The sequence below is a fragment of the uncultured Shewanella sp. genome (genome assembly GCF_947501665.1).
GTDB lineage: Bacteria > Pseudomonadota > Gammaproteobacteria > Enterobacterales > Shewanellaceae > Shewanella.
The window spans coordinates 23,250-41,339 of record NZ_CANMWS010000038.1; the positions used below are offsets into that span (position 1 = coordinate 23,250).

The following is an 18,090-nucleotide window of genomic DNA, read 5'->3' on the forward strand; positions in this document are numbered from 1 at the left end:
GATGTTATTGCAAGATTTATTAGCGCCTTGGTTTCATTATTCGGGTGCGGAAAATATTAACAATATGACTTTAGACAGCCGTCATATTTCAAAGGGGGATCTCTTTATCGCGATCCCAGGTCATGTTGTTGATGGTCGAAATTACATACAAGCAGCATTTCACCTTGGGGCTGTAGCGGTGTTGATGCATACAGATGATCCCACAGAGCACGGAAAAGTACTGAATGATGGGCAACTGATTATTTCATTCTTTCAGCTCAATAATCAGTTATCAGCTTTAGCGTCTCACGCTTATCCTCTGTCTAGTGAGCGATTAAGAATAGTAGGGATCACTGGCACCAATGGTAAGACATCGGTGAGCCAATTTATAGCACAGCTTTTGCATTTGAAAGGTAAAAAATCAGCGGTCATGGGGACCTTAGGTAATGGATTATTTGGTGAGTTAGTACAAAGTCAAAATACGACGGCAGATGCTGTGACATTAATGCAGCAATTACAGCATTTTGATCGTCAAGGAGCCGACTTATGTGCCATGGAGGTGTCAAGCCATGGTTTAGTGCAAGCACGCGTGCAAGCGGTGCCTTTTGATTTAGCCATTTTTACAAATTTAAGCCGAGATCATCTTGATTATCATGGCAGTATGGATGAGTACGGCGCTGCGAAAAAGAGATTGTTTCAGTTTCCTAGTGTGCAAACGGCAGTGATTAATCAAGATGATGCATTAGGTCGAACTTGGCTAGAGGCGTTAGCACAAGACAATAGCAAGTCACTAAATTTATTAAACTTTAGTGCAGTCGGCGATGAAAATGCCGCGGTGTATGCAAAACATATCAGATTTAGTGCATTCGGTGTGAATGCTACTCTTGTATGGCCTGAAGGTGAAGCGGAATTTCAATCACCGTTATTAGGTGCGTTTAATTTATCGAACTTATTAGCCGCACTCACAGCGTTATATGGGCTAAATGAGGATATGTTGACCTTGTTATCATTAGTGCCTCAATTGACGCCTGTCGCTGGGCGAATGGAGCGCTTTACACGACATGATGGTGTTACTTTGGTGGTTGATTACGCTCATACTCCCGATGCTGTGACTCAAGCATTGTCAGCACTGCGTGTGCATTGTGATGGAAAGTTATGGTGCGTTATCGGCTGTGGGGGTGACAGAGACAAAGGCAAGCGTCCTTTAATGGCTCAAGCGGCTGAGAATGGGGCTGATCATGTCATGTTAACCAGTGATAATTCTCGAGGTGAAGATCCTCATAATATTATCGAAGACATGTTAACTGGATTAAGTGAGTCCTCTCAAGTATTGGTGGAAGTTAACCGAGAGCAAGCCATAAGGCAGGTTGCGATGAAGGCGCAACCAGGCGATTTAATTTTATTAGCGGGTAAAGGGCATGAAACTTACCAAGAAGTGAAAGGGATTAAATACGATTACGATGAGCGTCAGTTAGCTTATGCATTAACGGAGGGGACCTCATGATAGTGTTAACTTTATCTCAAATTTGTGAACATTTACGGGAAAGTTCGCATTGCAGTAAGCCTTATGAGTTAGATGCTATTCAGCTACAAGGTTCTGATATCTATATTTATCAATTGACCACAGATAGTCGTCATATTCCTAAATATGGTATGTTCGTCGCCTTGAAAGGTGACAATTTTGATGGTCACCAATTTGCTCAATCTGCGGTTGATAATGGTGCGGTGGCTTTATTAGTCGAGAAAAGACTGCCCATTAATGTTCCTCAAATTGTGGTGCCAGATACCCAAACGGCCATGGGGGAAATAGCGGCTTTTGTTCGAGAGTTTGTGGGACCGACAAGTGTGGCAATTACCGGTTCAAATGGTAAAACAAGCGTTAAAGAAATGGTGGCAACGATTCTATCTCAGCATCATAGTGTGAGGTATACAGCTGGTAATTTTAATAATGAAATTGGCGTACCTTTAACCTTGTTACGGCTTGAAATGGGAGATGAATTCGGCGTTTTTGAATTAGGGGCAAATCATAAGGGTGAAATTGATTATACCTCAGCATTGGTTAAGCCAAGTATTGCTATGGTAAACAATGTGGCTTCAGCACATTTAGAAGGCTTTGGCTCATTAGCCGGTGTTGCAGCAGCGAAATCAGAAATTTTCAATCATCTTGAGCCTGATGGGATTGCGGTGATCAATGCCGATGATGATTTTGCTCAGGTGATGCACACAGCCTCAGAAAATCATCAGCAGCTGACATTTGGTATTGCACATGCTGCAGATGTGATGGCGAAATCTTTGGTGTCAGATCATTTAGGTTGTTATCGCTTTGAACTTCATTATAACGGAGATATCTGTGATATTTCCTTGCCGTTAGCGGGGCGTCATCAAGTCAGTAATGCATTGGGTGCGAGTGCGATTTGTTTAGCATTAGGTTTATCCTTAAATGATATTAAGGAGGGGTTACTTTTGCTTTCTCCTGTTAAAGGGAGAATGCAGCCAAAAACTTTAGGAAGAGTACGTGTCATTGATGACAGTTATAATGCGAACCCCAGTTCGGTCACTGCTGCAGTAAACTGGCTAGAAGAAATTGGTGGAAATACGTGTTTAGTTCTGGGCGATTTGGCTGAATTAGGGGACAATGCATCGGCTTTACATGAGCAAATTGGATTACTTGCGAAAGAACGTGGAATTCAAAACGTATTATGTGTGGGGGAGCTCACCCAAGAAACGAGTCGAGCGTTTGGTAGTGAACATTGTCTGAACATTCATCAGCTATCACATAATTTAATCAATTATATTAATAAGTTGCCAGATGAGGTGACTGTATTAGTTAAAGGCTCTCGTAGCGCTCAAATGGAGCGTGTTGTTGAAGCCTTAACAGTTGCCTATGGGCACGGGGAGTTTGTTTAATGCTAGTCTATTTGACTGAGTATTTAACCCAGTTTTACAGTGGGTTCAATGTTTTCTCTTATGTCACCTTTCGAGCCATATTGGGCTTGTTAACCGCATTATTATTCAGTTTATGGTGGGGGCCGAAAATGATCGAGCGCCTACAGTTAATGCAAATTGGTCAAGTTGTTCGCAATGACGGACCAGAATCCCACTTTAGTAAACGCGGTACGCCAACAATGGGTGGATTACTCATTTTAGGCAGTATTTTTATCAGTGTGCTGCTATGGGGGGATTTATCGAGTCGTTATGTATGGACATTATTATTTGTTTTAGGCAGTTTCGGTCTGATTGGCTTTGTGGATGATTATAGAAAAGTTGTTCGTAAAGATCCTAAAGGTCTAATTGCAAGATGGAAATACTTTTTCCAATCTTTAGCGGCTTTACTGGTAGCAGTTTACTTATATGGCTCGGCTGAAACTGTTGGTGAGACACAACTCGTATTGCCTTTTTTCAAAGATGTGATGCCACAATTAGGTGGTTTTTTCATTCTACTCGCCTATTTTACCATTGTTGGATCCAGTAATGCGGTGAATTTAACTGATGGGCTTGACGGCTTAGCTATCATGCCTACAGTGATGGTTTCTGCAGCTTTTGCGTTAATTGCTTATTTATCTGGCCATGCTCAATTTGCTAATTATTTGCATATTCCTTACTTACCCGGTTCGGCTGAGTTGGTGATTGTATGCACGGCAATTGTGGGCGCAGGTCTAGGGTTCTTGTGGTTTAATACCTATCCCGCACAAGTCTTTATGGGGGATGTTGGTTCACTCGCTTTGGGTGCGGCATTAGGTGTGATTGCCATTTTGGTCCGTCAGGAAATTTTACTTGTTATTATGGGGGGAGTATTTGTTGTTGAAACCATTTCTGTCATTTTGCAAGTGGGCTCTTATAAATTACGTGGGCAGCGTATTTTCCGTATGGCGCCTATTCACCATCATTATGAATTGAAAGGTTGGCCAGAACCGAGAGTGATCGTGCGCTTTTGGATTATTTCCTTGTTTTTAGTCTTACTGGGTTTAGCGACATTAAAGTTAAGGTAAACATGACAATATGAGTAAGCCGTATTCACACATAGTATTAGGGTTAGGCGCAACAGGGTTATCGGTTGTGCGTTACTTGTGCACGCAAGGTGTGGTGCCCTTAGTCATGGATTCTCGTTTAACACCGCCCAGTGAGAGTGTACTCGCTAAAGAGTATCCCAATGTGGATTTGATCACAGGTGAATTTGATGCTGGGGTGCTCATGCAAGCTGAGCAAATTATTATTAGCCCTGGCATTGCCTTAAGTACACCTGCAATCGCTCGCGCTATTAAGGCTGGTGTTGAGGTGGTGGGGGATGTCGAACTCTTTGCTCGAGCGCTTAATCATCAACCTGCTTGCGTCATTGGCATTACTGGCTCAAACGGGAAAACAACGGTGACGACCTTAGTCGCTGAAATGGCTAGAGCAGCGGGGATGAGTTACTGTGTTGGGGGGAATATTGGCATTCCAGTGCTGGATTTACTCATTGAGCCTGCTGATTTATATATTTTAGAACTTTCAAGTTTCCAATTAGAAACCACCCATAGTTTACGATGCATTGCTGCGACTTGTTTAAATATATCTGAAGATCATATGGATAGATATTCATCGATTGAAGCATATAGACAAGTGAAGCTGAGTTTGTATGCACAAAGTAAAGCTGCTTTTTTTAATCGAAATGATATATTAACATTCACTAATGAATGGGGCGACCTCAACAGTTTTGGCTTAGATAAACCACAAGGTGATAATTGGGGATTGAGAGAAGGATATGTGGTTAAAGGCGACACACCCATTATACCAGTGAGCGATTTTGCGTTAGTGGGAAAGCACAATCAAGCAAATATTATTGCAGCCATGGCATTAGCTGATAGGGCTGGAATTGAATATGGTGCAATGAAACAGGTTGCGAAAACATTTTTAGGGGTGACTCATCGCTGTGAGCAAGTCGGCCTTATTAATGGTGTGCGCTATATCAATGATTCTAAAGCGACGAATGTGGGAGCAACATTAGCTGCATTAGAAGGGTTAGTGTCTCTTGATGGCCATGTTATTTTGATTGCTGGTGGAGAGGGGAAAGGCGCTGACTTTACGCCTTTATCGAAAGGGTTGGCGAGGGTGAAAAGCCTTATTACCTTAGGCCGAGATGGAGATGAAATTGGTCGATTAAAAGCGGGTTATCATTCCTGTTCATCGATGCAAGAAGCCGTTACAAAAGCCAGTGAACTTGCCCAGCCGGGTGATATTGTTTTGTTATCGCCTGCGTGTGCGAGTTTGGATATGTATGAAAATTTTATGGCTCGAGGGGATGATTTTAAAGAGCGAGTGCTTAATTTGGATGAGCAAAGTATGACAAACAGTGCACTTTTTACAGAGAAGCAAGATGCGTAGCGTCGTTAAAGGTATGCATTTATTGGGGCAAAATCTCCATTGGCCTAAATGGAATTTATTGCGTGACAATAATGATAATAACTGTTTATACGATAGAGGTTTGCTGTTCGCCATTATTGGGTTATTAGGGTTTGGTTTTGTCATGGTGATGTCAGCTTCAATGCCAGAAGCAAGGACACTCACAGGTGATCCATTTCATTTTGTCGTGAGACAAATGATTTATCTATTGGGTTGTGTGATTATTGCTACGGTAATATTGCAAATTGAAATGCAGTATTGGCAACGTGTGAGCCCTTGGTTGTTGATGCTTGTTGGGATCATGCTGGTGTCAGTGCTAGTGGTAGGCACAACGGTTAATGGGGCAACTCGCTGGTTATCAGTAGGCCCTATAAGAATTCAAGTTGCGGAGTTAGCAAAGTTAGCTTTTGCCATTTACATGGCGGGTTACCTAGTTAGACGGCACCAAGAAATAAGAGAAAATGCGAAGGGTTTTTATAAGCCCATTGCAGTCTTTGCCGTTTATGCTTTTTTAATATTAATGCAGCCCGATTTGGGAACTGTTGTTGTGTTATTTGTGGGGACAGTTGGCCTATTATTTCTCGCGGGCGCGCGACTATTGGACTTTTTCGCCCTTATTTTAACTGGGATCTTAGCGTTTGTGGCATTAGTTTTATTAGAGCCGTACCGTATGAGGCGAGTAACGTCATTTTTAGATCCTTGGCAAGATCCTTTTGGTAGTGGTTACCAGTTAACTCAATCTCTTATGGCTTATGGGCGTGGAGATTGGTTAGGGCAAGGTTTAGGTAACAGTATTCAGAAGCTGGAATATTTACCCGAAGCACATACCGATTTTATTTTTGCAGTCATCGGGGAAGAGTTAGGATTTATTGGCATAGTTATTGTTTTATCTGTGTTGTTATTTGTGGCGTTGAAGGCCATTAAATTAGGTAATTTATGCCTAATGATAGATAGAGCATTTGATGGTTATTTGGCTTATGGGATTGGGATCTGGTTTTGTTTTCAAACCGTAGTCAATGTGGGCGCGAGTATCGGCATATTACCAACGAAAGGGTTAACTTTGCCTTTTATTAGCTATGGAGGCAGTAGCCTTTGGGTCATGACAGCCGCCGCGATGATATTAATTCGTATTGATTATGAAAGACGTTTGAGTTCGATTCAAGCTGTACAAGGGAGAAAAGGGTGATGTCGGCAACATCGATAAAGCGTATTTTGATCATGGCCGGTGGAACTGGGGGCCATGTTTTTCCTGCGCTTGCTGTTGCGAAGTATCTGGCTTTGCAAGGCTGGCAAGTGAAGTGGTTAGGGACAGCTGAGCGTATGGAGGCGCAATTAGTGCCCCAACATGGATTCGATATTGAGTTTATTGATATTAAAGGTGTAAGAGGCAATGGTATTATTCGCAAGTTAGCGGCACCATTTAAAATTATGCGTTCTATTTTACAGGCTCACAGAGTTATTCGTCACTTTAAACCTGATGTTGTGTTAGGTATGGGAGGGTTTGCAAGTGGTCCCGGTGGCATAGCGGCAAAGTTGTCAGGTATTCCTTTAGTGTTACATGAACAAAATGCTATAGCGGGTATGACAAATAAACTATTGTCAAAAATTGCTACCCAAGTGCTTTGTGCTTTTGAAGGGACATTTAAAACGACTGAAGCGATGACTGTGGGTAATCCCATTCGACGTGAATTAGTGGTATTGGGTGAAAATAAACAATATGCATCAGATGATTCATTGAAGTTACTAGTGGTCGGTGGCAGCCTAGGTGCAAAAGTGTTTAATGATGTCATGCCGAGTGTACTGGATAACATAGGTAAAACACACTCGATGACATTGTGGCATCAAGTAGGACGTAATAATTTAAAAACCGTTCATCATGAATACCAGCAACTAGGGTTAGAAGGTAGCGTTAAAGTTACTGAGTTTATTGATGATATGGAAGCAGCTTATGCTTGGGCCGATGTCGTGGTTTGTCGAGCAGGGGCATTAACGGTGTCAGAGCTTGCGGCCGTTGGGTTACCGAGTTTGTTAGTTCCTTACCCCCATGCTGTTGACGATCATCAAACAAAAAATGCCCAAGTGTTGGTTAAAGCGGGGGCAGCGTTTTTATTGCCTCAACCGATAGTGACAGTTGAAAAATTAACCAGTAAATTAGTATTACTCGCGACGCAAAGACAAGCCTTAAATCAAATGGGGCAAAGAGCGAGAGATGTCGCGGTTGTTGATGCAACAGAGCAAGTGGCGAATGTGTGCATTAAGCTGGCGGAAAAGGTTTGATATGAGTAGTAAAGAACAGAAGTCTTCACAATTAAGAAGCATGATCCCTGAAATGCGACGAGTTAAGCATATTTATTTCGTTGGTATTGGCGGTGCTGGAATGGGAGGGATTGCAGAAGTCTTAGTGAATGAAGGTTACCAATTGAGTGGGTCGGATATTGCTAAAAATCCAGTAACGACTCGATTAGAATCACTTGGCGTGATTGTACATATTGGTCATGCGGCCAAGCAAGTTGAAGGTGCTGACGTTGTCGTGGTTTCTACTGCAATTGATATGGAAAATCCTGAAATTATTGCGGCTAAGGCATTAAGGATCCCCATTGTACGACGTGCAGAAATGCTGGCTGAGTTGATGCGTTATCGTCATGGTGTTGCGGTTGCAGGTACCCATGGAAAAACCACTACGACAAGTTTGATTGCCAGTGTGTATGCTCAGGCTCAGCGTGATCCGACTTTTGTTATTGGTGGATTGCTCAATAGTGCTGGAACGAATGCGCGATTAGGCAGTAGTCGCTATCTTATCGCTGAAGCCGATGAAAGCGATGCCAGTTTTTTACACCTTCAACCTATGGTGAGTGTTATTACCAATATTGAAGCCGATCATATGGATACTTATGACGGAGATGTAGAAAAATTGAAAAATACATTCGTTGAATTTGTTCATAATTTACCTTTTTACGGTGTGGTTGTGGCGTGTATCGATGATCCTATCGTGCGAGATCTCTTACCTAGATTTGGTCGTAAAGTGGTGACTTATGGGTTTAGTGAGGATGCGGATGTTCAGGGAATTAACTTTAGCCAGAAAGGCTATCAAAGTCAATTCACTGTACGTAGGCAAGGTTATAATGATGTGTCTTTAAGTGTCAATTTGCCAGGCCAGCATAATGTCCTTAATGCATTAGCTACAATAGCTGTGGCTTGTGAGGATGATATTGAAGATAGTGCAATTCATAAGGCGCTTGCTGAGTTTCAAGGTATTGGCAGGCGTTTTGAACAAGTCGGTGAATTTGAAACGAATAAAGGTTTGATTAAGTTGGTTGATGATTATGGTCATCATCCTAGTGAAGTTGCAGCAACAATTAAAGCCGCGAAACTAGGTTGGCCAGAAAAAAGAATTGTCATGATTTATCAACCTCATAGGTTTAGTCGGACCCGTGATTTGTATGAAGATTTTGTGGATGTGTTATCGCAAGTCGACTGTTTATTATTACTTGATGTGTACAGTGCTGGTGAATCCCCCATTGCAGGGGCCGATAGTCGTTCTCTTTGCCGCTCGATACGCCAACGTGGGCAATTAGAACCGGTTTTTATTTCAGATAAAGCCATGCTAGAGACTTTGTTACTCGAAATGTTAGCAGATGGGGATCTGTTATTAACACAAGGTGCAGGTAATATTGGTGCGATTTCTCGAGATTTAGTACATCAATTATTAGCGTCTGCTGAAACAATGAAGACGATGAGTTAATGTTTCAGGACATGTTTAGAGGCGCCGCTTATCGATCACCCTTTGATTCATTCTTAAGGGACTATATAATAAGCGGTTTTATACTAGCACAGTGAAAAAGGATTATTTTCAGTGTCATGGATAAATAAAAAGCAAGCATTTGATCAATATGTAAAACAAGTCAATTGGTATTTCACATTTGGCGTATTTTTTCTATTCAGTATTTTGGTCGGATTAGGCATTGCAGCAGTAAAATTAAATACTGTTATCCATGATGCAAGTGCGTTGCCTATTGAGGCGGTGGCGATTAAAGGTGAGCGGCATTTTACCAGTGATAAGGAGATCCAAACCGCTTTGGAGAATTTAATGCAGCGAAGTTTTTTTTCTGCTGATGTGAATCAAGTTCAGAGTGCATTAGAGGCGTTACCTTGGGTTTACCAAGCATCTGTTAGGCGAGAGTGGCCTTCAAAATTGAAGGTATATCTTATTGAACAAAAAGCCGTCGCACATTGGAATAAAACGGCTTGGCTGAATAGTCAAGGTGATGTGTTTGAAGCTCCTAAAAAGGATGGAATGACAGCATTACCGCAATTAACTGGCCCAAATGATGAAGCTAAAGAAGTGTTAGAAGCGTATCAACAAGTTAGTAAATTATTAAGTATTAATGGCTTTTTTTTAACAGATTTGAGCTTGAATCCAAGGCATGCTTGGCATGCTGTGTTAGATAACGGTATAAAGCTAGAGCTGGGAAGAGAAGATAAAATGGCGAGAATACAAAGGTTTATTGATGTATTTCCGAAATTAGCTGAGAAAGTTAAGCAAGTGGCAACTGTTGATTTACGTTACGACACAGGACTGGCCGTGGGGTGGGAAGATGCACATAAGAGAGCCGTGAATTAATGACCAAAAATCAAGATAGAAATCTGATCGTTGGATTAGACATAGGGACATCAAAGGTCGCAGTTATTATCGGCGAAGTCTTACCTGATGGTGAAATTAGCATTGTGGGTCTAGGAAGTCATGTTTCCAGAGGAATGGACAAAGGAGGTGTGAATGATCTTGACTCTATTGTGCGTAGTGTACAAAGAGCGCTCGATCAAGCTGAATTAATGGCTGATTGCCAGGTTTCTTCAGTTTATTTAGGCATCTCAGGTAAGCATATTGAATGCCAAAATGAAAATGGCATGGTGTCTATTAATGATGAAGAAGTGACACAAGACGATGTTGACAATGTGATCCATACCGCTCGTTCTGTCAAAATTCCCACAGAAAGGCGTATTTTACATGTGCTTCCCCAGGAGTATGCCATTGACGTACAAGACGGAATAAGAAGCCCCATTGGCATGTCTGGAATGCGGATGGAAGCCAAAGTGCATATTGTGACTTGTGCTAACGATATGGCAAAGAACATTATAAAAAGTGTCGAACGCTGTGGATTAAAAGTCGATGATTTAGTCTTTACTGCAATCGCTTCAGCTGATGCGGTATTAACGGATGATGAGAAAGATTTAGGGGTATGTTTAGTCGATATGGGGGGCGGAACAACCGATATTGCGGTTTACACTAATGGCGCCCTACGTCACTGTGCTGTGGTTCCTGTTGCAGGAAATCAAGTGACCAATGATATCGCTAAAATATTTAGAACACCTTTATCTCATGCCGAACAAATTAAAGTTAAACATGCAAGTGCAAGAAGTTCCATGGTGAGTCGAGAAGACAGCATTGAAGTCCCTTCAGTGGGAGGACGTCCTTCACGCAGTATGTCGAGACATACCTTAGCAGAAGTAGTAGAGCCGAGATACCAAGAGTTGTTTGAATTGGTATTAACACAGTTACGAGACTCAGGCCTGGAAGATCAGGTTGCAGCGGGGATCGTGTTAACAGGAGGGACGGCATCAATAGAAGGGGCGGTAGACATTGCTGAAGCCACATTTGGTATGCCGGTGCGCATGGCGCAGCCATTACCGGTAAAAGGCTTGTATGAATATGTTGATGACCCTATCTATTCAACTGGAGTTGGTTTGTTGCATTATGGCGCACGTCGGATAATTGAACGTCAGTTCGAGCGTCCAGAACGCCAAGGGGTTTCCAGTTTTTGGGCTCGAATCCAAAGCTGGTTTAAAGGTGAGTTTTAGTTTTTAACGCATGCATAACGGAGAGAAGGCCATGTTTGAGATCATGGACAGTCATACAGACGAAGCGGTGATTAAGGTCATCGGCGTTGGTGGTGGCGGTGGTAATGCCGTAGAACATATGGTGAAACACAACATCGAAGGTGTTGAGTTTGTTGCAACAAATACGGATGCACAAGCATTACGTAAATCGGCTGCGAGTACGACAATTCAATTGGGACGAGATGTCACCAAAGGATTGGGTGCAGGAGCAAATCCTGAAATTGGCCGTTTAGCTGCCGAAGAAGATAAAGAAAGTATCCGTAATGCAATTAAAGGGTCGGACATGATCTTTATTGCTGCAGGTATGGGCGGAGGCACAGGAACAGGCGCAGCGCCGGTTGTTGCTGAAGTGGCTCGTGAAGAAGGTATTTTAACGGTCGCAGTAGTGACTAAGCCTTTTCCTTTTGAAGGGAAAAAGCGCATGGGGTTTGCTGAGCTTGGTATAGAGCAGCTTGCTAAACATGTTGATTCACTGATCACTATTCCAAATGAAAAGCTGCTTAAAGTGTTAGGTCGTGGTACCTCACTACTGGATGCATTTGCTGCGGCAAATAATGTGCTTTTAGGTGCAGTGCAAGGTATTGCTGAGCTGATCACTCGTCCAGGTCTGATTAACGTCGATTTCGCGGATGTGAAAACCGTCATGTCCGAAATGGGCAATGCAATGATGGGTACTGGTGTTGCCAGCGGCGAAGATCGAGCTGAAGAAGCAGCAGAAGCGGCAGTTGCAAGCCCATTACTGGAAGATATTGACTTAGCAGGTGCTCGTGGCGTGTTGGTTAATATTACTGCCGGTATGGACATGAGCATTGAAGAATTTGAGACTGTGGGTAACCATGTCAAGGCTTATGCTTCTGATAATGCCACTGTTGTTGTTGGTGCTGTTATTGATCCTGAAATGAGTGATGAGCTACGTGTTACCGTTGTTGCCACAGGTATTGGGGCAGAGAAAAAGCCTGATATTCAATTAGTGACTAAGCCTACACCACGTGCTGAGCCTGCTGTGACAACCACAGAGCAGCCTCGTACAGAAAGCTTTGTTGCTGAAGATATGATAACGCCAAATATTCCTCAAGGAAATGCTGCACCAGTACCTCAACAGCAAGTTGTCGTACCAACTCCTGAGAAGAAAAACGAGTTAGATTATCTCGATATTCCAGCTTTTTTACGTAAGCAAGCTGACTAATATTTTAACTGGCTGAAGTTAATTGGAATAATTGTCGCCTATACTTGGTGAGGCTAGGTATGTCTACTTATTTTGGTTAATTGGTAAAGCTATGCTAGAATCATTCGCCGAGTCTATTTGGCTCAGTAGGACTATTTTTGTGTTTTGTACATGCTTTTGTGGCGAAATGACAGGTGTTTAAATGATTTTTCAAAGAACAGTCAAAGAAATGGTAAAAACCACTGGTGTTGGATTACATTCTGGCAACAAGGTCACTTTGATCATCAGGCCTGCCCCGATCAATACAGGGATAGTGCTTGTGCGCACAGATTTAACGCCAGCAGTTGAGATCCCGGCTGTCGCTGATCAGGTTCGTGAAACGACAATGTGTACAGCATTAGTGAATGATGATGGTGTGCGTATTTCAACGATTGAGCATTTATTTGCAGCGCTCGCGGGTCTAGGAATTGATAACGCCATCATTGAGGTCGATGCACCTGAGATCCCAATTATGGATGGCAGTGCTAGTCCTTTTGTTTTTTTATTGCAATCAGTTGGCATTGCGGATCAAAGTGCTGTAAAAAAATATATTCGAATTACCAAACCTATCCGTGTGGAAGATGGTGAAAAATGGGCTGAACTAAAACCTTTCAAAGGTTTTAGAGTTAATTTTGCTATTGATTTTAATCATCCTGAAATTGCTCGTAGCCAACAACACGTGATAATGGATTTCTCTTCGGCTGCTTTCATTAAAGAAATTAGCCGAGCTAGAACGTTTGGTTTTATGCGCGATATTGAATATTTAAGAGCCAATAATTTAGCTTTGGGTGGCAGCATGGAAAATGCCGTAGTATTAGATGAATATCGAGTATTGAACCCAGACGGACTGCGTTATGATGACGAGTTTGTAAAACATAAGATTTTAGATGCATTTGGTGATTTATATGTAGCAGGACACGCAATTGTGGGTGAGTTTAGCGCATATAAAACGGGCCATGCATTAAATAACCAATTGGTTAGAGCAATGTTAGCACAGCAGGAAGCTTGGGAGATTGTGAGCTTTGAAGAAGCTGACGCCCCTGTTAACTTTACGGTACCCGCCGGAGCCGTTTTCGCTTAATTATTGATGTTAAGATTGCCTTGAACGGCTGGCTAATGCAGCCAGCCGTTTTAGTTTCTGAGCAAGAGAACCATCGGTTTGCTCCGCAATCGCTTCAATATGTGATGCAGCAGTCTGGCTTATCTGTCTCTTTTTTGATGTGACTGTTGAAGGTTGAGAGTGCAACCTTGGGTTGACTTTAACTTCAATAGCAGTAAGCATAGGCAACATTTCTGCTTGCAATTGTTGTAATATTTGTATTTTTTGGAAGTTAATTCTAGTAGCCCAGACTGAAGTACTCGTTTCAATCACGAGTGTCCCTTGACGTAAGTTTGCGACTTTTAATTGTTCTGCAACTGGGCCTTTAAGTACACATTTTACATGATGATTTAGATGCAATAGGAGTTCTGCTTTTTCAGCTAATTGTGGCATGCCGCCTTGTTGATGAAGCAGTTGGCTAAGATCCAGAGGGAGCTTTTTCATATGATAATAAAATGGCTTGGTTAGGTTATGAGTGTAACAGTTTTTATTCAAAGTCGAAATGGTGCGAAACGTTGGCAGCCCGGAAAGCGTTGGTTATTATTACCTGCACTTTTAATTGCTGCCGGTATTGGTGTTTATGAACATAATGAACAGCAATACCGGCAGCAGCAAGTGAATGTTGATGGCGAAAAAGCCGCTCGACAAGAACAACAAAAAGAATTAGTCGAACTTAAAAATGCTACCGCATCCCAACTTTCTATGTTGGCAACCCATGTTGCTCGAATGCAGGCTAAATTAACCCGTTTAGAAGCGTTGGGCCAGCAAGTCGCACAGAATAATAAATTAGACGATCAATTTGATTTCTCAGATGAAGTGGGCGTAGGTGGATTAAGTGATATTGGCGCGAATATTGAGATAGAGCAGCTGCTTGCCGATATGGATAGTTTGGTATCACGTATTGATAAGAACAATGTTCAGCTTTCATTACTTGAAACTGTGTCATCGAATCTCCATATAGATAAAGAACGTTATATTTCAGGTCGACCAATCACCAAAGGTTGGTTATCATCCCATTTCGGATTTAGAACTGATCCCTTTAATGGGCGTAGAGCGTTTCATAAAGGAATTGATTTTGCCGGTAAGGATGGATCCGAAGTTGTCTCAACCGGTGGTGGTGTTGTCACATGGGCAGGTCCGCGGTTTGGTTATGGAGAATTAGTCGAGATAGATCATGGCAATGGTTTACGCACTCGATACGGTCATAATAAAGCGTTACTTGTTCATGTTGGTGATGTTGTCGCGAAAGGCGAGGATATAGCTGTAATGGGGAGTACTGGTCGTTCAACTGGGCCCCATGTGCATTATGAAGTGCTACGTGATGGAAAACAAATCGACCCAAAAACATTTGTTTATCGCAAAGCGGGTTAATCATATCAATAGGCTTTCAGACTCGCAAAGGGACTTGGCCAACAACATAATAAGTGGTTCAGATGTTTGGTAAATTACTGACAAAAATATTTGGTAGTCGAAATGAGCGTACGCTCAAAGGGTTCAAAAAAATAGCTTCGCAAGTGAATGAGCTAGAAGAAGCGTATCAAAAGCTGACCGATGCTGAGCTCAAGGCGAAGACGGCTTCCTTTCGTGAGCGCTTAGAGAAAGATGAAAGTTTAGAAAGTATCATGCCTGAAGCGTTTGCTGTTGTTCGTGAAGCCTCTGTACGTGTGTTTGAAATGCGCCATTTTGATGTTCAGCTTATTGGTGGCATGATTTTAAACAGTAATCGTATTGCTGAAATGCGGACCGGTGAAGGTAAAACGCTCACCGCGACATTGCCCGCATACCTTAATGGCTTAACGGGAAAAGGTGTTCATGTTATTACTGTGAATGATTACCTTGCTGCTCGTGATGCTGAATTCAATCGTCCTTTATTTGAATTTTTAGGTTTAAGTGTTGGGATCAATGTGGCCGGTCTTGCTCAAGCAGAAAAGAAAGCGGCTTATGATGCAGACATCACCTACGGGACAAATAATGAATTTGGCTTTGATTATTTGCGTGACAACATGGCTTTTTCGCCTGCTGAGCGCGTTCAACGTCCATTACATTATGCTCTTATTGATGAAGTCGATTCCATTTTAATTGATGAAGCTCGAACCCCCCTTATTATTTCTGGTGCAGCTGAAGATAGTTCAGAGCTCTATATTAAGATTAATACCTTAATTCCTAATCTTGTTCGTCAAGATAAAGAAGACAGTGATGAATATACCGGTACTGGTGATTATTCGATTGATGAGAAAGCCAAGCAAGTTCATATGACTGAGCGTGGTCAAGAAAAAGTGGAGTTATTGCTGACTGAGCGTGGCATGTTAGCTGAAGGCGATTCCTTGTATTCTGCAACTAACATTTCTTTACTTCATCATGTTAATGCGGCTTTACGTGCGCACACTCTTTTTGAGAAAGATGTCGATTATATTGTACAAGACGATGAAGTTATCATTGTTGATGAGCATACCGGCAGGACCATGCCGGGTCGTCGTTGGTCAGAAGGTTTACATCAAGCGGTAGAGGCGAAAGAAAACGCCAAAATTCAGAATGAAAACCAAACACTGGCATCGATTACCTTTCAAAATTTCTTCCGCCAATACGAAAAGTTGGCGGGAATGACAGGGACGGCGGATACCGAGGCGTTTGAATTTCAACATATCTATAGTTTAGATACCGTTGTTGTACCAACAAATAAACCAATGGTTCGTGCAGACAAAGCTGATTTAGTCTATCTAACGGCTGCTGAAAAATACACTGCCATTATTGACGACATTCGAGATTGCCGTGAAAGAGGGCAACCTGTGTTGGTGGGTACGGTATCGATTGAGCAGTCAGAATTATTGCATAGCTTAATGAAGAAAGAAAAAATTCCTCATGAAGTACTCAATGCGAAATTCCATGAACGTGAAGCGGATATTGTTGCTCAAGCAGGCCGTAAAGGGGCTGTGACCATTGCAACTAATATGGCAGGTCGAGGAACGGATATTGTGCTCGGCGGTAACTGGAATATGGAAATTGATGCACTCAAAGATCCAAGTGACGAGCAAAAAGCCAAGGTGAAAGCGGATTGGCAAGTACGTCATGATGAAGTTGTTGGGTTAGGCGGATTGCATATTTTAGGTACTGAGCGTCACGAATCACGTCGTATTGATAACCAGTTACGAGGTCGTTCTGGTCGTCAAGGTGATGCCGGTTCTTCTCGTTTTTATCTTTCTATGGAAGATAGCTTGATGCGTATTTTCGCTTCAGAACGTGTTTCTTCAATGATGAAAAAACTTGGTATGGAAGAAGGTGAAGCGATTGAACATCCTTGGGTGTCTCGTGCAATTGAAAATGCGCAACGTAAAGTGGAAGCGAGAAACTTCGATATTCGTAAGCAATTACTTGAGTTTGATGATGTGGCTAATGATCAACGCCAAGTCGTTTATAACCAACGTAACGCATTAATGGATGCAGAAAGTATTCAAGACACTATTACGAACATTCAAGGTGATGTTGTTAATGATATTGTTGATCAATATATTCCACCACAATCTGTCGAAGAGCTATGGGATGTACCAGGTCTTGAAAAACGCTTAGATCATGAATATGGTTTATCTTTACCAGTACAAGAATGGCTAGATAAAGAAGATGATCTTCATGAAGAAACATTACGTGAGCGCATTGTTGATTCTTGGGTGACTGCTTATAAAGCAAAAGAAGAGATGGTCGGTGAGCAAGTATTACGTCAGTTTGAGAAGGCAGTGATGTTGCAGACGCTTGATGGTCTTTGGAAAGAGCATTTGTCTGCCATGGATCATTTACGTCAAGGTATTCATTTACGTGGTTATGCTCAAAAGAACCCTAAGCAAGAATATAAGCGTGAATCATTTCAGCTGTTTCAAGATATGTTGGAATCTTTAAAACAAGACGTGATTGCTATTTTGTCTAAAGTTCAGGTGCAAGCGCAAGCTGATGTTGAAGAAATGGAAGCCCAGCGTAGACAAGAAGAAGCGAAAATTCAGCGTGATTACCAACATGCGGCTGCAGATGCATTGGTTGGTAGTAATGAAACTGAAGCGGATGCTGCTCATACGCCTATTGTTCGTTCTGGTGATAAGGTGGGTCGTAATGATCCTTGTCCTTGCGGATCAGGCCGTAAATACAAACAGTGTCATGGCAAATTGACCTAAATAGACATTTAGCTTGTGTTGATATAATGAAAAAGCCAACCTCATTTAGGTTGGCTTTTTTGATCCTGAATGAATTATCACTTTATGGTTTGTATATCGTATTGTGATTTTCTATTGAATGACCACCTATTTTAATCAAATCGCTATTAAAAGGTATCTATCTGCAAATCTGTATATAGTGATTATTCCCAATTGTCGATTAAATCTGCGTTTACAGGGCGCTTTGTGGATAACTTAGGGGGTAAATCGTTAGGAAGTTGTGCTTAATAAATAAAGTGAAAATAAATGCTTTTTTTCTTTAAAAAGCCCTTGCGCTAATCTCAAATCTCCCTATAATGCGCACCCACTGACACGGCAAAGCAGCTTACTAAGCAATT

13 protein-coding genes and 1 pseudogene are annotated in these 18,090 nt (G+C 42.0%); 13 read left to right on the forward strand and 1 reads right to left on the reverse strand.

Going from position 1 to position 18,090, the window contains the following annotated elements:
* The first annotated feature begins 1 nt into the window (after position 1).
* From murE to lpxC, 11 genes and pseudogenes are all read left to right on the forward strand, one after another.
* Positions 2 to 1,483 (forward strand): UDP-N-acetylmuramoyl-L-alanyl-D-glutamate--2,6-diaminopimelate ligase, encoded by a 1,482-nt coding sequence (gene murE, locus Q0976_RS21920; protein WP_299496530.1) that lies wholly within the window; start codon positions 2 to 4, stop codon positions 1,481 to 1,483.
* Positions 1,480 to 2,886 (forward strand): UDP-N-acetylmuramoyl-tripeptide--D-alanyl-D-alanine ligase, encoded by a 1,407-nt coding sequence (murF, locus tag Q0976_RS21925; RefSeq protein ID WP_299496533.1) that lies wholly within the window; start codon positions 1,480 to 1,482, stop codon positions 2,884 to 2,886. The genes murE and murF overlap by 4 nt, the downstream gene beginning before the upstream one ends.
* Complete coding sequence (gene mraY, locus Q0976_RS21930; RefSeq protein ID WP_299496536.1) at positions 2,886 to 3,968, forward strand: phospho-N-acetylmuramoyl-pentapeptide-transferase; 1,083 nt, start codon at positions 2,886 to 2,888, stop codon at positions 3,966 to 3,968. The genes murF and mraY overlap by 1 nt, the downstream gene beginning before the upstream one ends.
* Positions 3,969 to 3,978: 10 nt before the next feature.
* Entirely contained in the window at positions 3,979 to 5,340 is a 1,362-nt protein-coding gene (murD, locus tag Q0976_RS21935) for a UDP-N-acetylmuramoyl-L-alanine--D-glutamate ligase (RefSeq protein WP_299496539.1), read from the forward strand.
* Positions 5,333 to 6,544 carry a cell division protein FtsW gene (gene ftsW, locus Q0976_RS21940; protein ID WP_299496542.1) on the forward strand — a complete coding sequence of 404 codons (1,212 nt, stop codon included), beginning with the start codon at positions 5,333 to 5,335 and terminating at the stop codon, positions 6,542 to 6,544. Before murD ends, ftsW begins: the two co-directional genes overlap by 8 nt.
* Positions 6,544 to 7,635 carry an undecaprenyldiphospho-muramoylpentapeptide beta-N-acetylglucosaminyltransferase gene (gene murG / locus Q0976_RS21945; RefSeq protein WP_299496561.1) on the forward strand — a complete coding sequence of 364 codons (1,092 nt, stop codon included), beginning with the start codon at positions 6,544 to 6,546 and terminating at the stop codon, positions 7,633 to 7,635. Before ftsW ends, murG begins: the two co-directional genes overlap by 1 nt.
* Position 7,636: 1 nt before the next feature.
* Positions 7,637 to 9,100 carry a UDP-N-acetylmuramate--L-alanine ligase gene (murC, locus tag Q0976_RS21950; RefSeq protein WP_299496545.1) on the forward strand — a complete coding sequence of 488 codons (1,464 nt, stop codon included), beginning with the start codon at positions 7,637 to 7,639 and terminating at the stop codon, positions 9,098 to 9,100.
* Positions 9,101 to 9,211: 111 nt separating this feature from the next.
* Positions 9,212 to 9,974 (forward strand): annotated as a pseudogene (locus tag Q0976_RS21955) (cell division protein FtsQ/DivIB).
* Between the two features lie 4 nt (positions 9,975 to 9,978).
* Positions 9,979 to 11,214 (forward strand): cell division protein FtsA, encoded by a 1,236-nt coding sequence (gene ftsA / locus Q0976_RS21960; RefSeq protein ID WP_299496549.1) that lies wholly within the window; start codon positions 9,979 to 9,981, stop codon positions 11,212 to 11,214.
* A 31-nt stretch (positions 11,215 to 11,245) separates the two neighbouring features.
* Positions 11,246 to 12,439, forward strand: a complete 1,194-nt coding sequence (ftsZ, locus tag Q0976_RS21965) for a cell division protein FtsZ (RefSeq protein ID WP_299496552.1) — start codon at positions 11,246 to 11,248, stop codon at positions 12,437 to 12,439.
* A 181-nt stretch (positions 12,440 to 12,620) separates the two neighbouring features.
* Positions 12,621 to 13,538 carry a UDP-3-O-acyl-N-acetylglucosamine deacetylase gene (gene lpxC / locus Q0976_RS21970; protein WP_299496553.1) on the forward strand — a complete coding sequence of 306 codons (918 nt, stop codon included), beginning with the start codon at positions 12,621 to 12,623 and terminating at the stop codon, positions 13,536 to 13,538.
* 9 nt (positions 13,539 to 13,547) lie between these two features.
* On the opposite strand, the gene Q0976_RS21975 is transcribed toward lpxC, so the two are convergent.
* Complete coding sequence (locus tag Q0976_RS21975; protein ID WP_299496555.1) at positions 13,548 to 14,000, reverse strand: DciA family protein; 453 nt, start codon at positions 13,998 to 14,000, stop codon at positions 13,548 to 13,550.
* Between the two features lie 27 nt (positions 14,001 to 14,027).
* Here Q0976_RS21975 and Q0976_RS21980 point away from each other — a divergent pair, with 27 nt between their 5' ends.
* Both Q0976_RS21980 and secA read left to right on the forward strand, forming a co-directional pair.
* The gene (locus tag Q0976_RS21980) at positions 14,028 to 14,927 is read left to right on the forward strand and encodes a peptidoglycan DD-metalloendopeptidase family protein (protein ID WP_299496557.1); all 900 of its coding nucleotides are present in this window, start codon (positions 14,028 to 14,030) and stop codon (positions 14,925 to 14,927) included.
* A gap of 62 nt (positions 14,928 to 14,989) precedes the next feature.
* Positions 14,990 to 17,713, forward strand: a complete 2,724-nt coding sequence (secA, locus tag Q0976_RS21985; protein ID WP_299496559.1) for a preprotein translocase subunit SecA — start codon at positions 14,990 to 14,992, stop codon at positions 17,711 to 17,713.
* Positions 17,714 to 18,090 lie beyond the last annotated feature (377 nt).

Excerpts from the sequence above, each read along its gene's own strand:
- murE (WP_299496530.1), top strand. The coding sequence starts at position 2 with ATGTTATTGCAAGATTTATTAGCGCCTTGGTTTCATTATTCGGGTGCG.
- murF (WP_299496533.1), top strand. The coding sequence starts at position 1,480 with ATGATAGTGTTAACTTTATCTCAAATTTGTGAACATTTACGGGAAAGT.
- mraY (WP_299496536.1), top strand. The coding sequence starts at position 2,886 with ATGCTAGTCTATTTGACTGAGTATTTAACCCAGTTTTACAGTGGGTTC.
- murD (WP_299496539.1), top strand. The coding sequence starts at position 3,979 with ATGAGTAAGCCGTATTCACACATAGTATTAGGGTTAGGCGCAACAGGG.
- ftsW (WP_299496542.1), top strand. The coding sequence starts at position 5,333 with ATGCGTAGCGTCGTTAAAGGTATGCATTTATTGGGGCAAAATCTCCAT.
- murG (WP_299496561.1), top strand. The coding sequence starts at position 6,544 with ATGTCGGCAACATCGATAAAGCGTATTTTGATCATGGCCGGTGGAACT.
- murC (WP_299496545.1), top strand. The coding sequence starts at position 7,637 with ATGAGTAGTAAAGAACAGAAGTCTTCACAATTAAGAAGCATGATCCCT.
- ftsA (WP_299496549.1), top strand. The coding sequence starts at position 9,979 with ATGACCAAAAATCAAGATAGAAATCTGATCGTTGGATTAGACATAGGG.
- ftsZ (WP_299496552.1), top strand. The coding sequence starts at position 11,246 with ATGTTTGAGATCATGGACAGTCATACAGACGAAGCGGTGATTAAGGTC.
- lpxC (WP_299496553.1), top strand. The coding sequence starts at position 12,621 with ATGATTTTTCAAAGAACAGTCAAAGAAATGGTAAAAACCACTGGTGTT.
- Q0976_RS21975 (WP_299496555.1), bottom strand. The coding sequence starts at position 14,000 with ATGAAAAAGCTCCCTCTGGATCTTAGCCAACTGCTTCATCAACAAGGC.
- Q0976_RS21980 (WP_299496557.1), top strand. The coding sequence starts at position 14,028 with ATGAGTGTAACAGTTTTTATTCAAAGTCGAAATGGTGCGAAACGTTGG.
- secA (WP_299496559.1), top strand. The coding sequence starts at position 14,990 with ATGTTTGGTAAATTACTGACAAAAATATTTGGTAGTCGAAATGAGCGT.